24 protein-coding genes are annotated in these 26,022 nt (G+C 63.2%); 2 read left to right on the top strand and 22 right to left on the bottom strand.

Annotated elements, in window-relative coordinates:
* Positions 1 to 59 precede the first annotated feature (59 nt).
* Positions 60 to 254, bottom strand: a complete 195-nt coding sequence (locus ACP5MM_RS01735) for a hypothetical protein (RefSeq protein WP_427934013.1) — start codon at positions 252 to 254, stop codon at positions 60 to 62.
* Between the two features lie 613 nt (positions 255 to 867).
* Between ACP5MM_RS01735 and ACP5MM_RS01740 the strand changes: the two genes are divergently transcribed.
* Complete coding sequence (locus ACP5MM_RS01740) at positions 868 to 1,695, top strand: hypothetical protein (protein WP_427930970.1); 828 nt, start codon at positions 868 to 870, stop codon at positions 1,693 to 1,695.
* Between the two features lie 245 nt (positions 1,696 to 1,940).
* Entirely contained in the window at positions 1,941 to 2,453 is a 513-nt protein-coding gene (locus ACP5MM_RS01745; RefSeq protein ID WP_427930969.1) for an SCP2 sterol-binding domain-containing protein, read from the top strand.
* 67 nt (positions 2,454 to 2,520) lie between these two features.
* Here ACP5MM_RS01745 and gatB read toward each other — a convergent pair whose 3' ends face one another.
* The 21 genes from gatB to trxA form a co-directional block, all read right to left on the bottom strand.
* Positions 2,521 to 3,948, bottom strand: coding sequence for an Asp-tRNA(Asn)/Glu-tRNA(Gln) amidotransferase subunit GatB (gene gatB / locus ACP5MM_RS01750; protein ID WP_427930968.1), 1,428 nt, complete (start codon positions 3,946 to 3,948; stop codon positions 2,521 to 2,523).
* Between the two features lie 4 nt (positions 3,949 to 3,952).
* Positions 3,953 to 5,425, bottom strand: coding sequence for an Asp-tRNA(Asn)/Glu-tRNA(Gln) amidotransferase subunit GatA (gene gatA / locus ACP5MM_RS01755; protein WP_427934014.1), 1,473 nt, complete (start codon positions 5,423 to 5,425; stop codon positions 3,953 to 3,955).
* Positions 5,426 to 5,434: 9 nt separating this feature from the next.
* Complete coding sequence (gene gatC / locus ACP5MM_RS01760) at positions 5,435 to 5,722, bottom strand: Asp-tRNA(Asn)/Glu-tRNA(Gln) amidotransferase subunit GatC (RefSeq protein ID WP_427934015.1); 288 nt, start codon at positions 5,720 to 5,722, stop codon at positions 5,435 to 5,437.
* A gap of 24 nt (positions 5,723 to 5,746) precedes the next feature.
* Positions 5,747 to 6,478, bottom strand: coding sequence for an MlaA family lipoprotein (locus ACP5MM_RS01765; protein WP_427930965.1), 732 nt, complete (start codon positions 6,476 to 6,478; stop codon positions 5,747 to 5,749).
* Between the two features lie 101 nt (positions 6,479 to 6,579).
* Entirely contained in the window at positions 6,580 to 7,245 is a 666-nt protein-coding gene (locus tag ACP5MM_RS01770; protein WP_427930964.1) for an ABC transporter substrate-binding protein, read from the bottom strand.
* Positions 7,246 to 7,274: 29 nt separating this feature from the next.
* Positions 7,275 to 8,378, bottom strand: a complete 1,104-nt coding sequence (hpnH, locus tag ACP5MM_RS01775; protein WP_427930963.1) for an adenosyl-hopene transferase HpnH — start codon at positions 8,376 to 8,378, stop codon at positions 7,275 to 7,277.
* A 108-nt stretch (positions 8,379 to 8,486) separates the two neighbouring features.
* Positions 8,487 to 9,329: a ferritin-like domain-containing protein gene (locus tag ACP5MM_RS01780; RefSeq protein ID WP_427930962.1), complete on the bottom strand. Its 843-nt coding sequence runs from the start codon at positions 9,327 to 9,329 to the stop codon at positions 8,487 to 8,489.
* Positions 9,326 to 10,327, bottom strand: a complete 1,002-nt coding sequence (locus tag ACP5MM_RS01785) for a flippase-like domain-containing protein (protein WP_427934016.1) — start codon at positions 10,325 to 10,327, stop codon at positions 9,326 to 9,328. Before ACP5MM_RS01785 ends, ACP5MM_RS01780 begins: the two co-directional genes overlap by 4 nt.
* A gap of 40 nt (positions 10,328 to 10,367) precedes the next feature.
* The gene (locus ACP5MM_RS01790) at positions 10,368 to 13,067 is read right to left on the bottom strand and encodes an MMPL family transporter (protein WP_427934017.1); all 2,700 of its coding nucleotides are present in this window, start codon (positions 13,065 to 13,067) and stop codon (positions 10,368 to 10,370) included.
* On the bottom strand, positions 13,048 to 13,896 hold the full coding sequence (gene hpnK, locus ACP5MM_RS01795; protein ID WP_427930959.1) for a hopanoid biosynthesis-associated protein HpnK: 849 nt from the start codon (positions 13,894 to 13,896) through the stop codon (positions 13,048 to 13,050). The genes ACP5MM_RS01790 and hpnK overlap by 20 nt, the downstream gene beginning before the upstream one ends.
* Before the next feature lie 25 nt (positions 13,897 to 13,921).
* The gene (gene hpnJ, locus ACP5MM_RS01800; protein WP_427930958.1) at positions 13,922 to 15,349 is read right to left on the bottom strand and encodes a hopanoid biosynthesis associated radical SAM protein HpnJ; all 1,428 of its coding nucleotides are present in this window, start codon (positions 15,347 to 15,349) and stop codon (positions 13,922 to 13,924) included.
* A complete protein-coding gene (gene hpnI / locus ACP5MM_RS01805; protein WP_427930957.1) occupies positions 15,346 to 16,539 on the bottom strand; it encodes a bacteriohopanetetrol glucosamine biosynthesis glycosyltransferase HpnI in 1,194 nt (397 codons plus the stop codon). Before hpnI ends, hpnJ begins: the two co-directional genes overlap by 4 nt.
* Positions 16,536 to 17,525 carry a hopanoid-associated sugar epimerase gene (gene hpnA, locus ACP5MM_RS01810; protein WP_427930956.1) on the bottom strand — a complete coding sequence of 330 codons (990 nt, stop codon included), beginning with the start codon at positions 17,523 to 17,525 and terminating at the stop codon, positions 16,536 to 16,538. Before hpnA ends, hpnI begins: the two co-directional genes overlap by 4 nt.
* A complete protein-coding gene (locus ACP5MM_RS01815) occupies positions 17,522 to 18,220 on the bottom strand; it encodes a 5'-methylthioadenosine nucleosidase (RefSeq protein WP_427934018.1) in 699 nt (232 codons plus the stop codon). Before ACP5MM_RS01815 ends, hpnA begins: the two co-directional genes overlap by 4 nt.
* Entirely contained in the window at positions 18,211 to 20,139 is a 1,929-nt protein-coding gene (shc, locus tag ACP5MM_RS01820; RefSeq protein ID WP_427930954.1) for a squalene--hopene cyclase, read from the bottom strand. The genes ACP5MM_RS01815 and shc overlap by 10 nt, the downstream gene beginning before the upstream one ends.
* Positions 20,136 to 21,179 carry a phytoene/squalene synthase family protein gene (locus ACP5MM_RS01825; RefSeq protein WP_427934019.1) on the bottom strand — a complete coding sequence of 348 codons (1,044 nt, stop codon included), beginning with the start codon at positions 21,177 to 21,179 and terminating at the stop codon, positions 20,136 to 20,138. The genes shc and ACP5MM_RS01825 overlap by 4 nt, the downstream gene beginning before the upstream one ends.
* A gap of 138 nt (positions 21,180 to 21,317) precedes the next feature.
* The gene (locus tag ACP5MM_RS01830; protein ID WP_427930952.1) at positions 21,318 to 22,727 is read right to left on the bottom strand and encodes a sigma-54-dependent transcriptional regulator; all 1,410 of its coding nucleotides are present in this window, start codon (positions 22,725 to 22,727) and stop codon (positions 21,318 to 21,320) included.
* Positions 22,717 to 24,195, bottom strand: coding sequence for a sensor histidine kinase (locus tag ACP5MM_RS01835; RefSeq protein ID WP_427930951.1), 1,479 nt, complete (start codon positions 24,193 to 24,195; stop codon positions 22,717 to 22,719). Before ACP5MM_RS01835 ends, ACP5MM_RS01830 begins: the two co-directional genes overlap by 11 nt.
* 3 nt (positions 24,196 to 24,198) lie before the next feature.
* Positions 24,199 to 25,227, bottom strand: a complete 1,029-nt coding sequence (locus tag ACP5MM_RS01840) for an NAD(P)H-dependent glycerol-3-phosphate dehydrogenase (RefSeq protein WP_427930950.1) — start codon at positions 25,225 to 25,227, stop codon at positions 24,199 to 24,201.
* 4 nt (positions 25,228 to 25,231) lie between these two features.
* A complete protein-coding gene (gene secB, locus ACP5MM_RS01845; protein ID WP_427930949.1) occupies positions 25,232 to 25,678 on the bottom strand; it encodes a protein-export chaperone SecB in 447 nt (148 codons plus the stop codon).
* A gap of 93 nt (positions 25,679 to 25,771) precedes the next feature.
* Positions 25,772 to 26,022 (bottom strand): thioredoxin (trxA, locus tag ACP5MM_RS01850; protein ID WP_427934020.1); only part of this gene is annotated, 251 nt, incomplete at its 5' end.

Here is a 26,022-nt window from a genome sequence, read left to right on the forward strand (position 1 = left end):
TACCCCGGTGGCGGGAGCGCAAATGGAGCAGCCGAAACGTTCGGATCACGGCACTCCCGCTAGGGGCGAGGCGGAAGGATCTCTCTGACCGGCAGCTTGGCGTTGGCCGGGTTGCTCCTGGCTGCCGCTACCGCCTCATCGCGGGTCGCATGCTTGGAGAAGCCGTAGATCACGCCGGCATCGCGGCTCACCCGGAACTTCCAGAGTGGCGCGCCGTTCATTTTGACCGGATAAACTTCGATGCAGGATTCCATGGTTTCCTCTCTATCGTGATCGTCGACTTTGACGCCGGATAAGACCAAAGACAAGCGTTGCGCAGAAACAGCAAACAACATCAACAGGATACAACGAATGAATGGCGGAGGCGGTGAGATTCGAACTCACGAGGGGCGCGAACCCCTGCCGGTTTTCCGTACCACTATGGCTTTCGCCACCAGCCACGCTGTTTGCGGTCTGGATCATGCCTTCGCCATAGCCAATGGCCTTAGGCGGGAACCGTCTGATCTCTACACCTTCCGGCGGCGCCGGCTTGGCTCGGCGTTACCTCGCTGGTCCGCAGGGGCTTCGCCGAATTTGATTCCTGACACCCGGAGGGTTTCCCCCCCGGGGCTCGATGGGACAAGACCGGTGCAATCAACCACTCTGCCACACCTCCGTTGACGTATTTTATCCGAACTTGGAGCGCGCAGATAGAACCCCGACGGCTTTTCCTGGTCTCATAGAGTCCGGGTTTCTGGCGTTTCCCGGCAGCCGTTATGCTATTGTTGAAGTTGATGGCTGCGGTAAGGGCTTTCGAAAATCTGTGCCTCCATTCCGGAAGTGGAGTGGGGATGTTTTCCCGGCAGCGCGGACGGAAAGGGAGGTTTCGTGGGCAACGCCTTGAATCCGAAAACGGTAGAGCGCGGCTGGGGCCTGCGCTGGTTGCGCGAATCGCGGGATCTCCTCCGTGCCGGGCCGATTCCCTTCACGGTGCTTTACCTGGCGCTCGCGGCCATCAATATGACCTGGCAGCCTGCCCTGCTCAGTTTTCCCATTGCCTGCGGCACCAGCGTACTGATCATGGGCTGCGCCATGGCGGTGCATGGGGGGATCACGGATCTGGCGGGAGTCTTGCGCGCCATTCGCGATCTCCCCTGGTTGGGTCTCCTGCGCCTGCTGGCCGAAATTACGGCGCTGATCCTCGCCATACTGATCCTCATGCTTCTGCTGCACCGCTTCCTGGGCAACATCCTCAGCCAGGACCACCTGTCCGCTGCGGCGAACCTGGGCCATGCCCGGGAGAGCCAATGGCTGGCCCTGCCCCTATGGATACGCTCCTGGATCAGCAACGCCCTGGGCAATACCCAGGAAACCGTCGGCAATGCCTTTTTGATCCTGTCCATCGGCATCATGCTGATGGGAGTCACTCGGCACGCCAGCATCGCATTCATTGCCGGTTTTTCCGGCGTATTACGCAATATCCGGGTGTGGATGGCTTTTTTGCTGGCATCCTTGCTGATCGAAGGCATGGCTACGGCGCTGTCGGGGATCATCGCCACCGTCAACGCGGCCATTTTGGCGGCTCTGCTCAGCAATGCCGTGCTGCTCTTTTCCGGCGTCTATGGCTGGTGCTTTGTGCAGGAGGTCTTTGGCGAACCGGGTAAGCGGGTGGCGCTAAAGAAGGCGGCAAAGGCCGTGCGAACGGCGGCGGCATAAGCAGGGAAGCGACGTTCAGGGTCGCGCCCACATCCGTTGTGTGCCGTCGATTTCGTTCTGCGGACGGCGCCCCTCCCCAGGAGGGGAGAGCGGATTCCAACCCCAGCATATAATCTTATATGCTGATTTTCTTCTACTTTATAGCGCGATCAAAAAATACGCGCTTGGTAAGCCCTTACCCTCCCGATATACTCCCAGCATGCCCGTCATCGGGCACATCAACAGCACACACAGAGGGAAAATCTATGAACAAAAAGATCGCATTGGCTATGGTCATGGGGTTGAGTCTCGCAGGATCAACGGTCGCATTGGCTGACGTGCCGGTCTTCATGTCGCCGGTCTGGGCGCAGGAACTCTGCACGGCGTGGAACAGCAACGCGACCCTCACGGACAAGCTGGGCGGCAGTTGGATCAAGAACAACGGCGGCAAGGGTTACAAGATCATGGAGATCTCGGACTCCAACTACAAAAATGTACCCCCCGTCCAGTTGGAGATTGCCGCCAAAGACGGCAAGGCCCTATGCACCTATGGTGGTGCCGTCAAGGCAAAGGATCTCAACTACGATTACGACTACAAAATGTGGGCTACCACCCACGACTGGCATCACATGGGCTCTCCCATGACCGCCATGATGTTCGGACGCCTCAACTTCAAGGGTCCCAAGATGGAAGCCATGGAAAACATGGGCCCCTTCTCCGAATTCCTGAAGCTGGTCAAGGAAGTGCCCGGCAACGACAAGGTCGCTCCTGCTGCCTGATTCCGCCCCGTAAGCCGCTAAAAAAAGGGAGAAGCAGGGCGCTGTTCAGCGCCCTGCCCCTGCAAGATCAAGCCTTCAGCTTTTCCCGCAACAAGGCATTGACTTGGTCGGGATTGGCCTTGCCCTTGCTGGCCTTCATGACCTGGCCCACAAAGAAGGCCAGGAGCTTGTCCTTGCCCCCCCGATAATCCGCCACCTGCTGCGGATTCGCTCCAATGATCTCGTCAATGAGACCGGCAATGGCCCCGCTATCGGTGATCTGCCGTAGACCACGGCTAGCGATGATGGCGTCCACTTCGCCGCCCTCGGCAAAGATCATCTCAAACAGGTCCTTGGCGATCTTGCCGGAGATGGTTTGGTCGCCAATGCGTTGCAGCAAGGTACGGAGCTTTTCCGCCGCAACCGGACAGCTTTCCATCTCCAGGCCGGCCTTGTTCAGTGCCCCCAGCAAATCGCCCATGACCCAGTTGGCGGCCATCTTGGCATCTACCCCCATGGCCACCGTTTCGTAATAGTCGGCCACGGCGCGGCTGGCCGTCAGCACCTCGGCATCGTAGGCCGGCAGGCCATACTGCTGCATGAAGCGGTCGCGCTTGGCATCCGGCAATTCGGGTAACGACGCCCGTACCGATGCGATGCGCGCCTCGTCAAAAACCAGGGGCAGCAAGTCGGGGTCGGGGAAGTAGCGGTAATCGTTGGCCTCTTCCTTGCTGCGCATGGAGCGGGTTTCCCCCTTGTTGGCGTCGAAGAGGCGGGTTTCCTGAATGATCTTGCCGCCGCTTTCGAGGATGTCCCGCTGCCGCTCCATCTCGTATTCGATGGCTTTTTCCAGGAAGCGGAAGGAGTTGAGATTCTTGACCTCCGCACGGGTACCGAAGGGCGCGCCGGGACGGCGCAGGGAGACATTGGCATCGCAACGAAAGGAACCCTCCTGCATATTACCGTCGCAAATATCCAGATAGCGCACCAGGGCGTGGAGCTTCTTGAGGTAGGCAACCGCTTCCGCCGGGGAACGCATGTCGGGTTCCGAAACGATCTCCAGCAGCGGCGTACCGGCGCGATTGAGATCGATGCCCGTCTGCCCGGGAAAGGCCTCATGGAGGGATTTTCCGGCGTCTTCTTCCAGATGCGCGCGGGTAATGCCAACCACCTTTTCCCGACCATCCGCCAAGGCGATGGTCAACTGGCCCTGGCCGACGATGGGCAATTCATACTGGCTGATCTGATAGCCTTTGGGCAGGTCCGGATAGAAATAATTCTTGCGGGCGAAAACGCTGCGCCGGTTGATCTGGGCGTTCACCGCCAGACCCAGGGCAATGGCCTTGTCCACTGCCGCGGCGTTGAGCACCGGCAAGGCCCCCGGCAATGCCAGGCAAACGGGGCAGGTCTGCGTATTGGGCGCGGCGCCGAAGACCGTGGGGCAGGCACAAAAAATCTTGCTGGCCGTATTGAGTTGCGCATGCACCTCAAGGCCGATGACGACTTCCCATTCCATAATGCTATTCCTTTGCCGGTGCCAGGGCCGGCCGTTGCCGGTGCCAGTCCGTTTCCTGCTGAAAACGATGGGCCACATTGAGCAGCAGGCCGTCGGTAAAATAATTGCCCATCAACTGCATGCCGATGGGCAATCCACCCGCGGTGAAACCGCAGGGAATGCTCATGGCCGGGATGCCCGCCAGATTCACGGCGATGGTGTAGATATCCGCCAGATACATGGCGACGGGGTCCTGGGCCTTATCCCCCAGGGCAAAGGCCGCCGTCGGCGTGGTGGGCCCGACAATGACATCCACCTCGGCAAAGGCCTGGCGGAAGTCCTCGCGAATGAGGCTGCGCACTTGCTGTGCCTTGAGATAATAGGCATCGTAGTAGCCCGCCGAGAGGACATAGGTGCCGATGAGGATGCGCCGCCGCACCTCGGCACCAAAACCTTCATAGCGACTGCGCTGGTACAGATCGGTGAGGTCTTCCACGCCGGCGGCACGATAGGTGTAGCGAACTCCGTCGAAACGCGCCAGATTGCTGGAGGCCTCGGCCGGCGCCAGGACATAATAGGTGCTCACGGCGTGGGCGTTGTTGGGCAGATGGATGGATTTGATCACGGCACCCTGGGCCGCCAGGACGCGGATACCCGCCTCCACCGCGGCCGCCACTTCCGGATCCAGGCCGGCACCGAAAAATTCCTCCGGGACCCCCACCCGCAGGCCTTGGAGGGGCGCATCCAGGGTAGCCGCAAAGACCCCTGCGGCTTCGGGATGACTGGTCGCATCGCGTGGATCATGGCCCGCCATCGCTTCCAGCAGCAGCGCGCAGTCTTCCGCCGTCTTCGCCAGCGGACCGCCCTGGTCCAGGCTGGAAGCAAAGGCAATCATGCCGTAACGGGACACCCGCCCGTAGGTGGGCTTGATGCCCGTCACCCCGCAAAGGGCCGCCGGCTGGCGGATGGACCCGCCGGTATCGGTTCCGGTGGCCGCCGGCACCAGCCGTGCGGCCACCGCCGCCGCCGAACCACCGGAGGAGCCCCCCGGCACCCGCTGCAGATCCCAGGGATTATGCACAGCGCCGAAATGGCTTGTTTCATTGGACGAGCCCATGGCGAACTCGTCCATGTTGAGCTTGCCCAGCATGACCATGCCGGCAGCCTGCAAACGCTCCACGACGGTGGCATTGTATGGAGCGGTAAATCGCTCCAGCATGCGCGAAGCGCAGGTGGTACGCACTCCTGCGGTACAAAAGATGTCCTTGTGCGCCATGGGGATCCCCAACAAGGCCCCCTCCTCCCCCGCCGCCAGGCGCCCGTCGGCCGCCGCCGCCGCGGCAAGGGCCGCGGCCTCGGTAACGGTGATGAAGGCATTGAGGGCGGGGTTATGGGCCGCCACACGATCCAGATAAAAGCGAGCAAGCTCCTGCGCCGAAACCCGGCGGGAGCGCAAGGCGTCGCGGAGTTCCCGCAAGGAAGCTTCACTGAGATCCACGAAGGGCTCCTATTCGATTACTTTGGGCACGAGAAAAAGACCATCCCGGGCGGCGGGAGCGTTTTGCATCAGCGCCTCGCGACGGTCCGGATTCTGCGCAATATCAGGCCGCAGGGGCTGCTCCAGATCCAGGGGATGGGCCATGCTGTCCACCCCCTCGGTGGGGACGTTGCGCAAGGCTTCCACCATTTCCATGATGCGCTCCAGTTGCTCGGCCACGGCTGGCACCTCGGCCGTCGGCAAGGAGATACGCGCCAGATGCGCCGTTCGTATTACCGCTTCTGCATCAAAAGCCATCTCTTACTCCTTTTCCTGCGGACGTCACGGATGCGCCGGAGCGCGGGCGGACGTTGCCGGGGCCGTATCGGCACCGCTTGCCGCTGGCGATGTCGCCGCAGCGGGCTCCGGCAAAGGTCCCAGCCCCTCCAGAAGCTGACTCTTGCTGACCTCCCCGCCGTTGATCAGGTACTGCTCATGCTGTTCCCAGGCATTGCGCATGAATACATAGGGGTTGACGGCCTCCTGCACCATGCGAATGCTCTCACGCTCGGTGTAGCCGGTATCTACCACCCCCATGCCCGACAGGGCGTACTGCGCGGTGCTGCTGCTGATGTAATACGCGGGTCCGGTGAAGATGCTCATGGCAATGCCCGGCAGATTGCGTACGGAACTGGGTCCGTAAAAAGGGAGGACCAGGTAGGGCCCTTGCGGTACGCCCCACACTCCCAAGGTCACCCCAAAGCCGTTGTCGTGGGGGGGCAGGTCGAGCTTGTTGGCCACGTCAAAGAGACCGCCCAGACCGAAAATGGTGTTCACCAGAAAACGGCTGAGGTCTTCCATGCCCTGTCGGCCACGCCCCTGCAGGAAGTCATTGATGAAAATATAGGGGGTGCCCACATTGCTGAAGACATTGCTCACCCCTTCCCGAAACACTTCCGGAGTCACGGCGCGGTAGCCCTCCGTCACCGGGTGCAGCACATAGTCCCAGAGGCCCATGTTGAAATGAAAAATAGGCCGGTTAACGGGTTCCAGCGGATCCGAACTGTCCGCCACGACAGAACCATGCGTCCCTTGACCGGGGGTATCAGCCGCCGCGCAGGCTGAGAGGCCGACACTCATGGCCAGAATGCCGGCGCACAGGATCACTCCTCGCCTCATTGCCCGCCCTCCCTGGCATATCCGTCGATCTGCTTGCGCAGATGCGCCACCAAGGCCTGGAATCCCTTGCTCTTCATGGTATCCGTATACTCCGCACGCTTCATGGAGAGATCGCTCACCCCATCGGCCACCACATTGACAATGCGCCATTGCTGGCCGGTCTGCTGCAGAAGATAGTCAAAACGATGGACCTTGCCGTTGTGTTCCGTGAAGGTGGTGAATACCCCCATGGTACCCGGCTGCAGCATCTGGCTGCTGGTGATGGCAAAACGCTCGCCATCGTAGCGGTCAAAGCGCGCTGCGTAGGTGGCCGCCGTGTACTCGGCGAGTACCGCCATGAACTCTTTTTGCTGAGCGCCGTGGAGTTGTGGCCAGTAGGGCCCCATGGTCAGGCTGGCGATTTTCTCGAAATCAAAAAGCTGCTGCACCACCGGAAAGACGATCCGGTAACGCCCCGCATAGCCCAGGGCCTTGCCTCCCTTCATGGCCTCCAGCAAGGCGTTGTCCAAGGCGGCAACAGCCCCCTGGGGAGACGTGGCAGATGGAGTCGAGGCCGTGGCGGCAACGGGTGCGGCATCCGCCCACGCCGGCGCAGCGCTCAAGGGCAGCAGCAGGGACAAAGCCACCGCGCCCACCCCGATCATGCGTTTTTTATTGGTCACGATACGCTCCTGACAACGGGACAGTAAATTTAACGCTCGACGCGCAACGGGAACACCGGGTGCTCCGCCCCCGCCGACGGGGGGGTGGACGGCAGATCCGGCGCCATCGGGCCCGCGGTGCGGGGTCCCAGCAACGCCACTTTCAAAGCCTTGATGGGATGGGCGAAGGTGTCGTTCACCGCCGTCGGTTCAAAACCCGAATGCACCTGGCACTGATCGCACTTGGCATGATTGCCGACGCCGTATTTCTCCCAGGGAGTATCATCCAGCAACTCCCGGAAGGTTTTGGCATATCCCTCCGTCACCAGAAGGTAACAGGGTTTTTGCCAGCCGAAAATATTCCGGGTGGGATTGCCCCAGGGGGTGCATTGATAGGTCTGGTTGCCGGCCAGAAAGTCGAGAAAGAGGCTGGACTGGTTAAACCGCCAGCGCGATTGCCGTTCCTTGCCCAGGCGGAAGATATCGCGGAACAACTGCCGCGAGCCCTGACGCTTGAGGAAGACCTCCTGCTGCGGGGCCCGCTCGTAATTGAATCCGGGCGAAATGGTGACGCCCTCCACACCGAGCTCTTTGCAGTCGTCCAGGAAGTCCGCCACCTCCGCCGCGCTTTCCCCCTGGAAGAGCGTGCAGTTCACGGTTACCCGAAAGCCCTTCTCTACGGCCTCGCGTACGGCTGCCGTGGCGCGCTGATAGGTCCCGGGCTGGCAGACGGAATCATCATGGCGCCTTTCGTTGCCATCGAGATGGATGGAAAAGGTGAGATAGGGAGAAGGGGTATAGTCCTCCATCCGCTTTTTCAGGAGCAGCGCATTGGTGCAGAGATAAACGAAGCGCTTGCGTTCCACCAGGCCCCGCACAATGGCCGGCATGTCCTTGTGAATCAGCGGTTCGCCGCCGGCGATGGAAACAATGGGCGCGCCACACTCCTCCGCGGCGCCGATGCACTCCTCCACGGACAGGCGCTGGTCCAGCACATCGTCGGGGTAGTCGATCTTGCCGCAGCCGGAACAGGCCAGATTGCAGCGGAACAGCGGTTCCAGCATCAGCACCAGGGGATAACGTTTACGCCCCCGCAACTTTTGCGCGAGGATATACCGTCCTACCCGATAGCTTTGGATTAGTGGAACGCCCATACCTGGTTTCTCCTGTGTTTTTGCCGACTGAACAGGCAACGCGATGGCTGACAAATTCATTTAGTATAACATACCAAACGGTCTATAGGACAAGCGCCCAGCGGCGCATCAAGCCGCCTTCGCTCGGGACAAGAAAAAAAACAGCACTCCGGCAATGCGCGGAGCCAGCTTCGGCCGCAGCAAACGCGGGTCATAGGGGGCAAAGCGCCTTTCATTTTCGCTTCGGCACAGCGCCAGGAGCTCCCGCAGGCTGATGTCGTTGCTGATCTCCTTGTGCCCCGTCAAGGTGAAGTTTTCTTCCCGACTCTCGTTGAGACCGCGTGCCGTCCGGATTCGCGCCCAGGCCTGCATGGCAATGACCTGGACCCGCTGCAGTTCCAGCCCCATGCGCTTCCACCATGGCAGGCGGCTGCGGTGCCATGCCAGCCAGTTGATAAAGAAGATGATATGGCGTGCCTCTTCCTGCATGATGGGGTCAAAGATGGCCACCAGCGCAGGCGGGAAAAAGCCCGAATCACGGGCCAGGGCAAAAAGGCCGAAGGCAAAATAGGAATCCAGGCACTCGCCGTAACCGGTGTAGAGAAACTCCCAATAGGGATCCCGCACGGCCGGTGCCGCAGGCAAGGGCGGAATCCTGATCCCATAGTGCTCCACCAGGGCGCGCAGCAAATCCGCGTGGCGCTGCTCTTCCAGGCCGTCCAGGGCCACCGCCGAGCGCACGACCGGGTCGGGCTCCTGTTCGCCCATGCTCTGCACCATGCGCGCGGTAACGCTCTCGGTGGCCACCGCCTCCCCCCAGAAAGGCAAGGCAACCAGGCGCCGATAGGCGTCTTCGTCCAGCTTGGGCCAGTCGATCTGCTGCGGATCAAAACGGATATGCGTGTCGTGAAAAAACTGGCAAAAAAGGTCGCGATGCTCGTTGGACCCCATCTCCAGGATGGCCGCCGTCATGATGCTTCTCCTTTGGGTGTTTGGGCCTGCCGCCATTTTCGGTGTAAATGATGCCCTTCCAGGGCTTGCCATGACAAGAGTACGGGCCCGCCCAAGACCAGTTCCCGGAAGCGGCGCGCCAGGGAAAAGGCCAGCGCCAGATCCGGGCCGATGCCCGCCGCGGCGCCGAAAAGCACAAAACCGCCTTCCTGAATGCCGATGCCGCCCGGCACCAGAAAGGCCGCGCTACGCAGGGCCTGACCGAGGCTTTCCATCAGGACGGCCGCCCACAGGGGGACGGGATGGCCCAGAATCCAGAAAGTGAACCACACCTCCAGGGCCCCCGCCAGCAGGCCCATGCACTGCCAGAAAACGGGGATCACCAGGGCCCAGCGCTGGCCATACAGGGTACGGATTTCCGCGTCCAGGAGGGCCGGATCCTCCAGACGCAGGAGCAGGTCCTTGCCGCCCAGCAGCATTTTCATGAGCCGCTGGAGGATCTGGAAAAACCCCCAGCGATGCTGCACCCAGAGAAAGCCGAGCATGACGGGCACCATGAAGGCCAAAGCCAGGAGCACGGCCAGTTCCATGGCGTGGTCGCTGATGGCATAGACCAGGATGACCAGGCCCAGCAAGGTAAAAAGAAACTGGCTCACCAGGGTCAGGGTGATCTCCACCATGATGCTGGCGCCACCCAGATAGCCGGGAACGCCGTGGCGGGACAACAGCCGCGCACCAACCACTTCCCCGCCCACCCGTGCGACGGGCAGGAGGCCGTTCACGGATTCGCGTACCGCCGCGACCCAGAGCAGATACCAAAAACCCGCGCGGTCTTCCCCGCGCAGCAGCCATTTCCAGCTCAGGACATCCAGGCCCAGCGGCAGGAAATGGAAAGGCAGCAACCATAACAGGGCCCAGCCGCTGTGAGCCAGAATCTGCAGGATGCTGCGGGCGCCCTCATGCAGCACCAGCACCAGGGCCAGCAGGAGCCCCAGCAAGCCGCTGGCATAAACCAGCATGTGGCCCGTTGGCAGCGTGCGGCCCGTGGACCGCTCTCCCTCAGCGGCCTTCATCCTGGGCGATACCCTGTTCGCGGGGAGAATGGGTGAACAGCAGGAGCAATGCCGGCAATACCACGAGAATGCACAAGAGCACCATGGCCAGCGCCAGGCTCAGGGTCTTGCCCAAACTCGCCATGCCCGGATCAAGGGATATGGCCATGCTCCCAAAGGCGCTCAAGGTGGTGATCCCGCTGAAAAACACCGCAAAGGGCGTACTGGTCTGGAGCATGTGGGCGACATCGGTTCCGCCGCGCCAACGCGCCACGATATAGATGGCAAAGGCCACGCCCAGCCCGATCAGCAGGGGCAGGACGATGATGTTGCCGAGGTTGAAGGAAAGCCCCAGGTAACTCATGCTCGCCACGGTGAAAAGCGCCGCCAACAACAGGGGCACCATCACCAGCAGGGTATCGCGCCAGCAACGCAGGACCAGGAAGAGCAGCAGGGAAATGCTGACCATGGCAATGACCGTGGCCTCCTGGAAGGCCGCCAGCACCGCCTCGCCGCCTTCCACCAGCATCACCGGTGCCCCCGCGGCCTGCGGCGCCACCTGCTGGACATTGCGGACAAACGCCAGCATGGCGGCGTTGCTGCTGAGATTGGCCCGGGGAAAGACTTCGATCCGGGCCTGACCCTGGGGCGTGACATAACGCGTACGCAAATCTTCCGGGAGGCTCTGCAAGGTCACGGGGGCGGCCGTCAGGGCCATCCCCAAGCGTTGCAGTTCGGGGGGCAAGCCGCCCATGATCCGCTCCTGCAAGGCCTTGATGGCCTGCGGATCATCGCCGTAGCGATGGTGGAAACGCTGCAGGGCGCTTTGCAATTGCATGGCCGCCCGTCCGGTCGGACTGCCTTGCCCCTCGGCCATGCTCAAGGCCACCAGCCGGCCGGCGAAATGGGTCAGCACGGCGCCCGTATCCGCCGCCGGCGGCTGTAGCGCGGCCGGCATCAGGAGCGAAAAAGGCGGCACCAGGATTTGCAGATTTTGCAGGATGGCCAGTTTCTCGCTCTGCCCTGCGGGGATATAACTGGAAAGAGTCACGGCCTGGGACACGTCAGGCAGCTTGTCCAGGCGTGCCGCCAGGGCGTTGGCGGACGAGAGGTCAGGGGCGACAATCTCGATCCGGTAGGGCGATATACCCGGCTCGGCCAGGAGCTGACGAAAGACCCGCACCCCCTCGGCGTGGGGGTCGATGAGACTCAGGGGATTGAAATCGAAAGACGCACGCAGGACCGCCGGAACCGCCAGGACAGCGAGCACCATCACCATCGCCAGAACCCCATAGGCATAGCGATGAATGGGATAACGGACCAGGGCCGGCGTCAGGCGCGGATGAGGAAGGCTATGCACCGGCAGCCGCTGGCGCGCCGGCCACAGGGTGAGAAAGGCCGGCAGCAGCGTCAGGGTCATCAGCAAGGCGATCAGCATGCTCGTACCGGATATCAGGCCCAGATCGACGATACCCGCATAGCTGGTGGGCACAAAGGCGTAAAAGCTCAGGGCGGCGGCCAGCGCCGCCAGGCTCAAGGCAGCACCCAGGCCGCGGGCGACGCGGCGCAGCGCCTCGGGATGAGGCGCCCCGCTAAAGACCTCTTCCCGATAACGCATGCAAAACTGGATGCCGAAATCCACGCCCAGGCCGATAAACAGGATCGCAAAGGCTACGGAGATCAAATTGAAGGGACCGATCACCAGGAGGGCGCCCGCCGTGGTCAGGATCATGCCGACGATCAGGCCGAGCAGGACCCCCGACACCATGCGCAGGGAACGCAGCGCCACCACCAGGAGGAGGATCTCCACGGCGAAAGTAAGGCCCAGGGACACCCCCGCCCCGGCCGCCACCGTTTTGAGCTGTTCGGAGTCCAGTACCGCTTCGCCCGTTATGCCCAGATCCAGGCCATGGGCCTGGTCCAGATGCAGGTTCGCGATCCCCGCCCGCAAGGTCTGCAGGGCCTGGGCGGCCGGCTCCAAAGAGTGATAGTCGAGCACCGGCCGGATGATGACGAAGCGCTGCCGGCCCGCTGCGGCCGTCGCACCGCCTCCCATCAGGCTTCCCCAGGGAACCTGATAGAATTGCCCCGCCATCTGCGCGTCCACGGCCTTGCGCATTTCCATAAAAATGCTCTCCAGGCCCGGCAGGCTGGCGCCGCCCTGCAGACGCTGATCGATGGCTTGGTTCATCAGGCCCAGCAATCCCGAGAGGCTGGGATCCTGGGAGAGCTTGGCGATGAGCGGTTGCGCATCGGTAACCCGGTTGGCGAAGGACTGCAGCTCCTGCCGGGAAAGATAAAGGATGCCATTGCGCTCGAAGAAGCTGCCGCCCCCAGGGATATAGACGTTCTCAAACTGCCGGGGATGGGCGCGCAGCCATTGAGTCAGACGATCCACCGCCCGCCCGGCCAAGGCCGAATCCTTGCCCTTGATGACCACGATGATGGTGTTTTTTTCCTGGGGAAAGGCCCGTTGATAGGCATGCTCCAGCTTTTGAAAAGGGAGATCCCGGGAAAGGGCGTTACTGGTGTCGGTATCAACGGAAAAATGCGTTGCCGTATAAACAAGCCCCAGCAGCGCCAGGGCCAGCAGCGTCCCGAGGACCACGCGGGCATGCCGCTGGGAGATGTCCACCAGGCGGATGAGGGCGCCCAGATACACCTTACCAACCCGCTGGAGAAAATGGTTAATGGACGACCAGATCACTGAAGTGCACCTTTTGAATATGCTGGGCTTGCAGGTATTCGGCTATTTCCGGACTGCACAGGGCCGCCCATTCTGCATCGTGCCGATAGCCGGGCATCAAGGTCTGCAAAAGCGCGCTGCGGGTCAAGGCCGGATGAAAGTAAATCTCGCTCGCGCCCTCGGGAATGCAGGCCAGCGCCCGCAACAATGCCGCTTTATCCATGACACCCGTGGACGTCAAGCCGAAGAGCGCATCGTTGTGGGCCATGCCGAAGCGGCGCAGGCGCCGGCGCATGAGACGCAGCCAGGGACTGAGAAAGAATGACCACAGGGCTGGCGCCAACCCCTTCGCACCCCCGCAACGGGCAGCGGCGAGGGGCTCCCAAGGCAGCCGCACAGCGCGCAGACCGAATTCCCGGCCAATGCGCAGCATCAGCGACAGGACCGTGGGATGCAGGTGCAAGTGCTTGTGGGCATTGGCATGGTCCAGAAGCAGACCGGTTGCCTGGAAAGCGGCAAACTGGGCACGGATCTCCGCGGCCAATTGCCGGCGTACCCGCGGGATAAAAAAATAACGCACCCCCCGCCACCAAAGATCGGCGGCAAAATGCCCACTGCTGTCCACCAGGTCCGGCACCTGCTGCGCCGGCAAGACCGGACACCCGTCCACCAGAGTCAGATGCAGCCCCACATGCAATTCCGGCATGGTTCTGGCGCGCGCCACGGCATCGGCCGCGGCGGAAGCCCCGACCATGAGGCTGGCAGTGTTGAGTACGCCATCCCGATGGGCCGATTCCACTGCGGCATTGACCGCCGGATCCAAACCAAAATCATCGGCGGTAAAGATCACCCGCCGATTCCCCCTACTGGTCACCTCAGCCGTGGCGCTGGCGCAGGAAGCGCACGAACTCGACCCCTTCCCGCAGGCGCCTTTTCATCATCTGCGTACTCTTGATCATTTCCCCGGTGATCTCGGCGATCTTTCCGGCACGGAAGTAGAAACGCTTGTACATGGTCTCCACCGAGTCAAAAATCTCGGTGTGATTGAGATGGGGATAACTCAAGGGACTGATCTGCACCCCGCGGTCATTCACCAGATGGGCCTCGGAATCCTCCGTCAGCCAGCCTTCCTTCTTGGCCTGATCATAAAGGAAGGTGCCCGGATAGGGAGCGGCGATGGACACCTGGATGGTGTGCGGATTGATCTCCTTGGCAAAGCGGATGGTCTCCTGGATGGTTTCCCGGGTCTCTCCCGGCAAGCCGAGGATGAAGGTGCCATGAATGACGATGCCCAACTCGTGGCAGTCGGCGGTGAACTTGCGCGCCGCCTCCACCTTGAGGCCTTTCTTGATGTTGTTGAGGATCTGCTGATCCCCCGACTCATAACCCACCAGGAGGAGGCGCAGGCCGTTTTCCTTGAGGATCTTCAATGTCTCATAGGGGACATTGGCCTTGGCGTTGCATGACCAGGTGACCCCGAGCCTGCCCAGCCCCCGGGCGATCTCCTCGGCGCGGGGGCGGTCATCGGTAAAGGTGTCGTCGTCGAAAAAGATCTCCTTGACCTGCGGGAAATTCTTCTGAATGTAGCGGATCTCTTCCAGGACGTTTTCCGCGCTGCGCGTGCGATAGCGGTGCCCGCCCACGGTCTGGGGCCAGAGGCAGAAGGTACACTTGGAGCGGCAGCCGCGGCCCGTATACAGGGAAATGTAGGGGTGCTTGAGATAGCCGATGAAGTAGTCTTCGATATGCAGATCGCGCTTATAAACCTCGGAGACAAAGGGCAGGGAGTCCATATCCTCCAGGACTGCCCGGTCCGGCGTATGGACAATGGTGCCATTGGCCGAGCGATAGCTGACCCCATCCACTTCCGCCAGGGGACGGCCTTCGGCAATTTCCTTGAGGGTGAAGTCGAACTCCTCGCGGGCGACGAAATCAATGGCCGCCGAGGCCTGCAGGGATTCCTCGGGCTCCACCGCCACCTTGGCTCCCACCATGCCGATCATCAGCCTGGGGTGCGCCTCCTTGAGGGCCTCGGCCATGCGCACGTCGGAGGGGAAAGACGGGGTGCTGGTATGGATGATGCACAGCTCGTAGCCGCCGGCGATGCGCAGGGTCTCTTCGACGCTGACATCGGCAGGCGGCGCATCCAGCAGGCGGCTGCCCGGAATCATGGCCGCCGGCTGGGCCAGCCAGGTGGGATACCAGAAGGAACGAATCTCGCGCTTGGCCTGATAACGCGATCCAGCACCACCGTCGAAGCCTTCAAAGGAGGGCGCTTGCAGAAATAGGGTCTTCATCGTCATTGCTGTGCTCCGTCGTGCCCGCCCATGCGCCCCTTGGGGTCGATGGCGAAGCGGTCTCCCCGCCAGCGGATCCGTCTGGCAAAAAGGGCATGAAACCATATTAGCAGGCCCATACCGTCGGCGAGGAAGGCATCGAGCACTCCCTCGGAATTGGTGATCCGCAGTTTTTTCAAGATCGCGTAATGGTACACGAGGCGCAAGCCCAGGACCACCACTAAAAACACCAGCCCGGGTCCGCCGGCCCCAGGGGCGAGCAGGGCCACGACGGGCAAGGGATAGCTGATGAAGGCCAGTGTATGGCCCACGGGCTGCACCACCCGCGTGGTCCGCGACCAGCGTAGGGCATGTTGATAAAATGATGAGAAATCAAGCTCATGGACCATGGTATCCACCACATAGGTAGAAAGCAGGGTGCGCTTTCCCCGGGCACGGCTCAGGGCGCCCAACCGATAGTCATCGGCAAGATGCGCCCCCAGGGCGGCCCAGCCGCCAATCCCTTCCAGGGTGCCGCGGCGCAGGGCCATGGTCGCCCCGCCGCAGTAAATGGTGGGCCCCAGGCGCGCGGCGACGAGGACCGAGGGCAGGAAGGACTCGTTGATCTGGGCCGCCAGGATCCATGACCAGAAGCCGGCGACGGGGATGCCCCGGTAGAGGCAGGTCACCACCCCCACCCCATCGTCTTGCAAAGGCCGACAAATCTCACGCAGGTAATCGCTGCCCACGCGAATGTCGGCGTCGCTGATGACCAGATAATCGTGGCGGCACAAAGCAAGGATGCCGGCGAGGTTGTTGACCTTGGGATTGCTGCCCACCTTTGCGGCGCTGATGCTTAGGGCGATGCGGAGATCCGGATATTCCCGCCGCAGGCGCTCCACCACCGCGATGGCCGGGTCCGCCGGATCCTGGACGCCGAAGACGATCTCATAGCAGGGATAATCCTGAGAGCAGAAGCTGCGCAGGTTGTCGTAGAGTCCGGACTCCAGACCATGCAAGGGCTTGAGGAGGCTCACGGCCGGCCAGTCTTTATCCGTCTCTCGCTGTGGGGAGGCGGAACGCTGGTCCGAGAGATACGTGTCCACCAGCCGTGGCCGCCAGCGGGCCAACGCCCACAGGGCGAAGGCCAGATAAGCCAGGGCAGCGGCGCATAGCAACCAAGCCAGCCAATGCCACCAGGGGATCAGTGCCGTCACAGATAATGATGCTCCCGGAACCATTGCACGGCGTCCCGCAGGGCCTCTTCGGCGGGGCGATGGCGGTAGCCCAGGCAGTTTTCGGCCTTTTCCGAGGAGAAATACATCTTGTGGGCCGCCATGCGCAGTTCGTCCCTGGTCACCAGGGGAATACCCCGCCCGCGCAGGCGCACCCAGGCTTCGGCACCCCAGGCCAGGGGATAGAGGGCGCGACGGGGCAGGCGCAACCGCGGTGAGCGGTGGCCGGTGAGGCCGGCAATGCGGGTCAGCATGGCCCCCAGGGGGAGATTGTCTCCACCGAGAATGTAGCGTTCGCCTAGCACACCTTGCCCAAAGGCCTGCCAGTGCCCCGTGGCCACGTCATCCACATGGACCACATTGAGACCCGTATCGATGTAGGCCGGCATCCGCCCCGCCGCAGCGTCCCGCACCATGCGGCCCGTGGGGGTCGGCTTGCGGTCGGCGGGGCCGATGGGGGTGGAGGGGTTGACGATCACCGCCGGCAAGCCTTCGGTCGTGCAGAGATTCCGCACCACCTCTTCGGCAAGGAATTTGGAGCGTTTGTAATGGCCGATCATGGTAGCGAGGCTGGAGGGGGCATTTTCGTCGGCGATCCGCCCATCCGCATAAAAGCCCAGGACCGCCACACTGCTGGTATAAACGATGCGCTCCACTCCGGCCTCCAGGGCAGCGCGCATGAGACGCTCCGTACCGCCGACATTGGCCGCATACATGGGAGCGGGATCGGGCACCCAAAGGCGATAATCGGCGGCCACATGGAAAAGCCCCTGACATCCGGCCACCGCCTGGCCCAGGGATTCCCCATCGCGCAGATCGCCATGCACGACTTCTACATCCATGTCCTCCCAATTGGCGGTATCCGCATCGCGGCGGGCGAGGACGCGCACTTCCACCCCTTCCGCCAAAAGCCGGCGCAGGACCGCCCCTCCGACAAAGCCCGATGCGCCGGTCAGTAGCGCCTTCATGGCGCGATCCCCACGGGGCCGATCCGCCGCCATGCAGAGCGCAAGGATTGCAGGGCCGCACTCATCTCCCGTCCGAGGCGCAGCAGGGCGGCGATCTCCCAGGGCCGCCGCGCCAAGGCCGCCAGGAGGGCGAAAGGGCGCAGGCGACCATAGGCATCGACAGCCACCAGGGCACTCCGGGGCAGGTCGCGCTCCACCGGATCCACCAGCGCCCGCAGTGCCAAAAAAGGCTTGTCGGCGGCCGCGGCCACCGCCGCGACGGCGCCGCTTTCCATATCTACCGCCACAGCGCCACTGCGCGCGTGCAAAGCCCGTTTCTCCGCGGACCGGGCGCAGGCCATGGCGGCCGTCAGCAGGGGACCGGAGACCACCTCCCCATGGATCTGCGCGGCCACGCGGCTGCGCCAGGGGGTGGCGACGGCATAGTCCCTGCCGGAGAAGAGCACACGCTCCGGCAAGAGCAGGGTGCCGGGACGCAAGGCAGGAGCCAGGGCCCCCGCCGTTCCAAAGGCCAGCAAGGCCCCGGCGCCCTCGGCCAACAGCGCCTCCGCCGCTTGCGCTGCCGCCTCCGGTCCCATGCCACATAGGCGCAAGCGCAGGCCTGGGGCAATGTCGATCCCCTCCCCCGCCAGCGGCACCGTTTCCGTCAATACCCGCGCCTCCGCCGCCAGGGCTACCACGATCCCTAACGACATGCGCCAAGCCCCAGACGCCGGTAGCGGGCCAGCGCCCAGAGCGGAAAATAGAGGCGGTAACCGTGGTAGGTGAGGTAAAACACCCGTGGAAAGCCGGGCGCGTTAAAATAAGGGTCCTGCCAACGCCCATCGTCCCCCTGCTGCTCTTCCAGCCAGCGGATGCCACGGCAGAGGGCCGCGCTACCCTGATCCCCCGCTGCCATCAGGGCGAGGCAGGCCCAGGCGGTCTGCGCCGCCGTGGACGGCTGGCCCAGCCCCGCCAGGCCCGCATCGACGTAGGAGTCGTTGCTTTCTCCCCAACCACCATCGGCCTGCTGCACCGAGCGCAGCCAATCGGCGGCGCGCGCCATGGCGGGCTGCAGGGAGGGGTCATTCAGTTGCTCCAGGCCCATCAGCACCGACCAGGTGCCATAGATATAGTTGCTCCCCCAACGACCGAACCAGGCCCCCGAGACCTCCTGTTCACGCAGCAGGTACGCCACGGCGCGCCGCAGGACCTCGCGATCCTTGGCCCGGCCATAGCTGCCCAGGAAGGCCACCACCCGGCCCGTGACGTCGGACGAAGGAGGATCCAGCAGGGCCTTGTGATCGGCAAAGGGGATTTCGTTGAGATAATAATGGGTATTATCGGCATCGTAGGCCGCAAAACCGCCGTTCCGCGACTGCATGCCCGCGAGCCAGTCCGCCGCGAGTTCAAGGCTGGGCCGGTCTTCCTCTCTGCCGGCGCGCGCCATGGCCCAGGCCACCGCCGCCGTATCATCCAGATCCGGATAGAAATGGTTCCAGTACTGGAAGGCCCAGCCACCACCGCGCAGATGGGGGCGCTGCGCCCGCCAGTCGCCGGGTTCGTCCACGATCTGCCGTTCCTTGAGCCAGTCGATGCTGCGCGCCAACTCCGGGGACAGCGCGCCATCGCTTTCCAGGAGGCCGTGGAGAGCGAGACAGGTGTCCCAGACGGGTGAAACGCAGGGCTGGCAATAGGCGTCTTCGGCGCGCTCCACCACCAGTTTGCGCAAGGCCGCAGCGGTCTGCTGCCGATAAGGATGCTCGGGTGGGTAACCCAGCAAGGCCAAGGCCTCATGGGCATTGACCATGGCCGGGAAGATGCCGTTGAGGCCGTCCGTCCCATTGAGGCGGGCAATGAACCAGTTTTCGGCCTTTTTTACGGCCCGCTGGCGCCAGCGCCGGGGAATCAACCCTTCCGCACTGCGGCCCAAGCGATCCAGCAACAAAAGGAGCCATGCCACCCAGCCGTGGGCAGAATGGGTAAAATAATCGTCCACTTTTTCGGGCGGGCGCCGGAAGATTTCACGGATGCCGATACCCAGGGGATTTTTCGCCTGGGGCTTGAGGCTGCACAGGATGAAAAGCGGCACCATGACCGTCCGCGACCAGGAGGCCACCTTGTCGATATGAAAGGGAAACCAGCGCGGCAGCAGCATCACTTCCACGGGAACGAAGGGCACCGCCCGCCAGGGGAGCTGACCGAAGAGAGCGAGGGCGATGCGCGTGAAGACATTGGCCCGCTCGGCTCCGCCATGGGCGAGGATGGCCTCCCGGGCGCGGCGCATGTGCGGCGCGTCGGGGTCATCGCCGGCCAGCTTGAGGGCATAATAGGCCTTGACGGACGCGCTCATATCGAAGCGCCCGGCATAATAAAGGGGCCAGCCGCCATGATCCGCCTGCTTGGAACGCAGGTAAACCGCCAGCTTGCGCTCCAGAAGCGGGTCCCGCTCGTCCATGTAATGCTGCATGAGGATGTATTCGGCGGGGATGGTGCAGTCGGCCTCGAATTCGAAGCACCAGTGGCCATCATCAGCCCGGAGCCCCAGCAAGGCCTCCCGCGCCGCGGCTATGGCGGCACCGAGACGGGACTGAAAGGCCGTGATGCTTCGTTGTTGCGGATGCATGCTCGTCATGAGCCAGACTCATTGCTGAGCGCCGCCAGCGGCTTGGCCCCCAGCCGGAAACTCAGTTTCAGGAGGGCATCGGAACGATGGATGAAACGGGACAGGAGCACTACGTTACCCACGCTGCGGCGGCTGATTTTCACTTCATCCCCCGATACGAAATCCGGACGTTCGGCAATACGCCGCAAGGTCAACACGGCCATCGCGATCGCCCACAGACAAAAATCGCGCATCCCCGTTTCTTCGCGGGGAATCAGCAAAGTATAGCGTAAGGCATCGTCCAGGTGGCGACCGGCCACGGCGACGAGCTCCCGGATGGCGACATGAAAACCGGGATCCCGAGTCCCCGGCGCGAGTTGCTCCCAGCGACAGCCATGGCGGTCAAAGACCGCTCGCGGCAACCAGGACACCCCGCGTTCCCAGTCGCCCCAGATGTCCTTGAGGATATTGGTCATTTGCAGGCCCTGGCCAAAAGATACCGCCAGCCTTTGCATTTCTCCGCCATGGGCGGCCATGCTCGGGACCTGTTCCACAAAAAGGCTGGTGAGCATCTCTCCCACCACCCCCGCCACCACGTAGCAGTAGCGATCGAGGGCTGCCATGTCGGGCAGGCCGGCACGGGAGGCGCTGCGCTGGAACCCGGCCATGCCCTCGCCCATGATCCGTACACAGCGCAGCAGCGCTGCCTGCTGGGAAGGCGTGAAGCTATGGGTAAGGACCAGCACCTGAGGGGTATGGCGGATCAGGTCGTGCTCGGCGGCGGGCATCCGCGGCGAAAGTCGGCCGGCGAAATTCCGGGCAAAGGCCGCGGCATCGGCTTGACCCGCCACTACCCCGGCAAAAACCTCCTGCCAGTGCGCCTTTTCTTCCCAGGAGAGCTCTGGATCGTCCTCGATGGTATCGGCAATACGGCACAGCAGATAGCCATTGCCCACCGCATGACGCAAGGCCTCGGGCAGGCACGGTATGGTCAGCGCAAAGGTCCGCGAAACCTGCTGCAGGATGCGTCCCTGATAGTCCAGGGCCTGCGCCAGTTCCGGCGTCAGCATGGTCTCATTCCTCGCTGCAACGGCATCCCCTTCTACTTTAGGCGGTTCAAGGCGCCAGGCGCCGTCCGCAATGCTGCGGCAATGTACCCAGCCTTGGCGAAATCTGCAAGACTTGCGTGGCCGGCCCGGGCGGCGCCCTCATCCCTCGCCATCCTCGGCGCCGCCCAAAGCGTATTTGCGAATGCGGTAACGCAGCGTTTCCCGCGTCGTCCCCAGCAGGCGGGCGGCGCGCATGACATTGTTGTCCACCGCCGCCAGCACCTGCTGCAGGATGTAGCGTTCCATGCCTTCCAGATCCATGCTGCCATCCAGGGGCAGGATGATGTGCCGGCCATCCACAGGACAGGCGCCCGGTGCCGGACAAGGCGCCTGGGCACCGCTCAACTGCAGCCATTCCAGAGGGAACTCGGCCCCTTCGGAAAAAAGTACGCCACGCTCCACCACGTTGCGCAACTCGCGCACGTTGCCGGGCCAGTCGTGGGCCTCCAGGGCCTGCCAGACCGAGGGACCGATGTTGCGCACCTGCTTGCCGGCCTGGGCGTTGAATTCCGCCACGAAATACGGCACCAAAACGCGCAGGTCCTCCTTGCGCTCGCGCAGCGGCGGCAGACCCAGGCGAAAGACGCTGAGACGATGATAGAGATCGGCACGAAAGCGCCCCTGCCCCACCATCTCCTCCAGATCGCGGTTGCTGGCGGCAATGAAACGCAGATCCACATGGACCTCGTGGTTTCCGCCCAGGCGGCGCAAGCCCTTATCCTCGATGACCTTGAGGAGCTTGGCCTGCAACTCCAGGTCCATCTCCGAGATCTCGTCAAGGAACAGCGTCCCGCCGTGGGCCTGCTCGACCAGACCGCGATGGCGGCTGGCGGCTCCGGTGAAGGCTCCCGGCTCATAGCCAAAGAGTTCCGATTCCAGCAACTCCCGGGGCAAGGCGGCACAGTTGATCTCCACCATGGGCCCCGCCGCCTGGGGCCCGCTATAGTGGAGGATGCGCGCCGCCAGGCCCTTGCCGGTGCCCGTTTCCCCCGATACCACCAGGGCGCTGAAGGGCAATTGGCTGAGGCGGCCGATGATCTCCCGCACGCGGGCGGCAGCGCCGCTGCTGCCCAGAAAAGTTTCGGGCCGATAGCGCCGATGCTGGGTAGTGGTGTCATCGGAAAGCCGGCGCAACGCCCGCGCGCCCCGCGCGGCGGAGCGCACCACCATGTCCAGCCGCTCCATGTCGCAGGGCTTCTCCAGGAAATCATAGGCCCCCAGGCGCAGGGCGCGTACCGAATCGGGCACGCTGCCGTAGGCCGTAAGGAAGATCCACTCGCCATGGACCAGCCGCGGCTTGACCCGCTCCAGCAAATCGAGGCTATTGCCGTCGGGCAGGTTGAGGTCGGCCAGGGTCACCAGAGGTCCATCCTCGCGATCCAGAAGCATCCGTTCCGCCGCCGCGATGCCGTCGGCCCACAGCACTTCCCACCCCTCCTTCTGAAAATAGCGCCGCATCTCTGCACCAAGGAAGGCTTCATCCTCAATGATCAGCAAATTATCCGCCATAGGCTGCTTCCTCTTCCTCTGCGCGGGGATTCGGGCAAGGCAGCAGCAAGGTGACCTGCGCCCCATGGGGAGTCAGGTTGCGCAACTGGATCTCTCCTCCCAGATTGCGCACGAAGCGCCGCACCATGGCGAGGCCGAGGCCCGTTCCCTGCTCCTTGTTGCTTGCAAAGGGACGAATGCCTTCCCGCAACAGGCTTTCCGGAAAACCCGGTCCGTCATCGGCGACGATCAAACGCAACTGCTCCGCCTCCTGATGAATCTCCACCTCGATGGCCCCGCCCTGCTCCGCCAGCGCCTGGACGGCGTTGAGGACCAGGTTCAGCACCGCCTGGCGCAGTTGATCCAGGGGCAGCATGCAAATGCTTTCCGGTCCCGGCAGCAGGCGCAAGGTCACTCCGTCCGGGACCTGATAACGCAACAGCTTCAACAGCCCTTCCAGAGTTTCCCGCATGACCACCGGCTGCCCCAGTTCATGGCTCTGGCGGGCCCCCCGCAATGGCCGGTCCAAGAGACGGCTCATCCGCCGCAACTCGTCCTCCATGAGTCCCAGGCGCGCCGCCAGGGCCGGATCGGTCATCTCCCTTTTGAGGTTGGCGCAACCCACTTGCAAGCCCGCCAGGGGGTTGCGCAACTCATGGGCCAAGGCCGCCGCTGTTTCTCCCACCGCCGCCAGGCGCTCGGAACGGGCCATGGCGGCGTGCTGGGCAATGAGCGTATGGGCGGCGTTATTCACCTCCCGCTGGAGATCCTGCAGGTATTGGCGACGGTTCTTTTCGAGCAGTTCCAGGCGGCCAAGCATCTGATTATAATAGCTCAATAACGGACTGATGCCAGGATCAGCGGCGCCATCCACCACCCGCGTAAACGACCCGATCTCCAACGCCATCATGGCGCGCTGCAGGCGCTCCAGGGGCCGCAGGATGCGCAGGCGGAAAAACACCAGGGTAACCACCAGGAAAATCACGAAGGCCGCCAAGGCAACGGCCGTGCCGATCAAGGTATAGCGGGCATCCTGCCCCGCCGCCGCCAGCAGCTCACGTCCACGCGCCTGCTCCTGCAGGTTCAGGCTGGCGAGAAGGGTCAATGCCTCGCGCAAATGAGTGCCCCCGCTTTGATCGAGCAGCGACTGGATATGCGCTAGCCTCTCGTTGCTGCGGCTATCCAGGGCATAGGCGTCGTTAGCCACCCCATCCAGGGCTTGCCGAAGGGCCGCTGCCCCGGCAGTGGCGCCCTCCTTCCGCCAACGCTGCAGGGCGTCCCGGGATGCCAGCGCCAAATCCGACATGTATTGGGTATGGGCATCCAGCGTTGCCAGATCCTGCGTCGTGTGGACCAGCAGAACACCCAGCAGCAACAGCGCCAGGACGACGAATTGCACGAGCAGGAAGCCAATGGTGCGGAAAGGCGCAAAGGGAATGCGCCGGGGGCCGTCCCGGTCTTTGGGCGTCGGCAGACGGAGGATGGCCATCCCCTAGGGGGCCCCATGGACAGAACTGCCCTGCCCCAAAACGGTGGATTCCGAGCGCAACTCCCGCTGCATGAGCGCATCGCTTGCCTCCCGCGGCGTGAGCCCCTGGTAAAGGACCCGGAACACCTGTTCGGTGATGGGCATTTCCACCCCTTCGCGCTGGGCCAGGAGGAAAAGGGCCTGGGCCGTGCGCACGCCCTCGGCCTCCTGGCCGATTTCCCGCAGCACCTGGGTCAGCGGCAGTCCGCGCCCCAGGCCCAGGCCGACGCGGCGATTGCGGGAAAGGTCGGAGGTGGCGGTAAGGATCAGATCGCCAGCCCCGGCCAGGCCCATGAAGGTTTCCGTCCTCCCCCCCAGGGCCGTGCCCAAACGATGCAATTCCGCGAGCCCACGGGTAATGAGCGCCGCGCGGGCGCTAAAGCCATTTCCCAGACCGTCGGAAATCCCGGCGGCAATGGCAAGCACGTTTTTGATGGCGCCCCCCAGGCAAACCCCGGCCACATCGTCGCTGGTGTAGACCCGCATCTGCTCATTGCGAAAACTGCGCGCCACCTCCTGCGCCAAAGCCGCTGAGGCCGAGGCCGCCGTCATGGCCACCGGCAAGCCGGCCACAAGCTCGGCGGCAAAGGTAGGGCCGGAAATGACGGCAAAGGGCCGATCTTCCAGGACCTGTCCGAATACCTGATCCAGTCGCAGGTCCGTTTCCAGTTCCAGACCCTTGCTGGCCAGCACCGCCATTCGGCCCGTTGGCAGAGAGTCCCGCAGGGACAGCAAGGTATTACGGACTGCGTGGCTCGGTACCGCCAGCACCACGCCCGCGCAACCCGCCACGGCAGCGGCGAGGTCCGTGGTACAGGCGAGACGAACGGGCCTGGGGACCTGGGGGAAATGGGGGGAGAGATCGCCGCCGGCGGAGGGACAGGGCAGGCTTTCGGGATGGCGCCCCCATAAGCGCACGGAATAGCCTTGACGGGCAAGGTGGACGGCCAACGCCACCCCCCAATGCCCCGCCCCCAGCACCGCCCAGTTCATGAGACTACTGCGTCATATGCTGCTGTTCGCTTTGCGCCTGCTGGTACAAGGCCTCAAAATTCACGGGATGCAGATGCAAAGGCTGGAAGCCGCCACGGCCCACCATGTCGGCCACTGCCTCGCGGGCGTAAGGGAAGAGAATGGTCGGGCAATGCACCCCCAGGAGTACCGGCAGATGCTCTTCGGGAATATGCTGCATGCGGAAAAGGCCCGCCTGCTGCACCTCGATGGCGAAGTAGGTATGCTCACCCGATTTGGCATTCACCGTCACCGTGAGGACCACCTCCATGAGATCATCCGCACCTTCCACCGGCGCGGTGGCGGTGTTCAAACCCACGTCCACCGTTGGCGCCTCGCTCATCAAAAAACTCTTGGGGGCGTTGGGAGACTCGAAGGAGGCATCCTTGATGTAGAGTCGCTCAATCATGAAAACCGCGTTTTGTTCGTCCATGCTGATCCTTTTGCGTAAAAATGCGATTCAGTTTACCCCAAGGCCAGCCCTCCGGCTATCGCCCGCCGCAGCTTCCCGGCGGCGGCACCCGGTCTAGCGCTGCGCCGTGAGCCAGCGCTGCAATTCCGCCGCCCCCAGCGCCCCGCTCACCCGCGCCGCCTCTTTCCCGCCGCGAAAGAGCACCAGGGTGGGGATGGAACGGATCTGGTAACGGGCACCGATATCGGGCTCGGCCTCGGTGTTGAGCTTGGCAAAGAGCAGAGTCCCGTTCATTTCCCGCGCCACCTGCTCGAACTGCGGGGCCATCATCCGGCACGGCCCGCACCAAGGCGCCCAGAAATCCA

It is taken from the genome of Acidithiobacillus sp., from assembly GCF_049965315.1.
Lineage (GTDB): Bacteria > Pseudomonadota > Gammaproteobacteria > Acidithiobacillales > Acidithiobacillaceae > Acidithiobacillus_B.

Coding starts and splice junctions, on each gene's coding strand:
- hpnJ (WP_427930958.1), bottom strand. CDS start 15,349: ATGACGATGAAGACCCTATTTCTGCAAGCGCCCTCCTTTGAAGGCTTC.
- ACP5MM_RS01825 (WP_427934019.1), bottom strand. CDS start 21,179: ATGCTGACGCCGGAACTGGCGCAGGCCCTGGACTATCAGGGACGCATC.
- ACP5MM_RS01830 (WP_427930952.1), bottom strand. CDS start 22,727: ATGGCGGATAATTTGCTGATCATTGAGGATGAAGCCTTCCTTGGTGCA.
- ACP5MM_RS01745 (WP_427930969.1), top strand. CDS start 1,941: ATGAACAAAAAGATCGCATTGGCTATGGTCATGGGGTTGAGTCTCGCA.
- ACP5MM_RS01840 (WP_427930950.1), bottom strand. CDS start 25,227: ATGAACTGGGCGGTGCTGGGGGCGGGGCATTGGGGGGTGGCGTTGGCC.
- ACP5MM_RS01815 (WP_427934018.1), bottom strand. CDS start 18,220: ATGTCGTTAGGGATCGTGGTAGCCCTGGCGGCGGAGGCGCGGGTATTG.
- ACP5MM_RS01835 (WP_427930951.1), bottom strand. CDS start 24,195: ATGGCCATCCTCCGTCTGCCGACGCCCAAAGACCGGGACGGCCCCCGG.
- hpnA (WP_427930956.1), bottom strand. CDS start 17,525: ATGAAGGCGCTACTGACCGGCGCATCGGGCTTTGTCGGAGGGGCGGTC.
- ACP5MM_RS01780 (WP_427930962.1), bottom strand. CDS start 9,329: ATGACGGCGGCCATCCTGGAGATGGGGTCCAACGAGCATCGCGACCTT.
- gatC (WP_427934015.1), bottom strand. CDS start 5,722: ATGGCTTTTGATGCAGAAGCGGTAATACGAACGGCGCATCTGGCGCGT.
- ACP5MM_RS01785 (WP_427934016.1), bottom strand. CDS start 10,327: ATGCTGGTTTATGCCAGCGGCTTGCTGGGGCTCCTGCTGGCCCTGGTG.
- shc (WP_427930954.1), bottom strand. CDS start 20,139: ATGACGAGCATGCATCCGCAACAACGAAGCATCACGGCCTTTCAGTCC.
- ACP5MM_RS01735 (WP_427934013.1), bottom strand. CDS start 254: ATGGAATCCTGCATCGAAGTTTATCCGGTCAAAATGAACGGCGCGCCA.
- gatB (WP_427930968.1), bottom strand. CDS start 3,948: ATGGAATGGGAAGTCGTCATCGGCCTTGAGGTGCATGCGCAACTCAAT.
- secB (WP_427930949.1), bottom strand. CDS start 25,678: ATGGACGAACAAAACGCGGTTTTCATGATTGAGCGACTCTACATCAAG.
- hpnH (WP_427930963.1), bottom strand. CDS start 8,378: ATGGGCGTTCCACTAATCCAAAGCTATCGGGTAGGACGGTATATCCTC.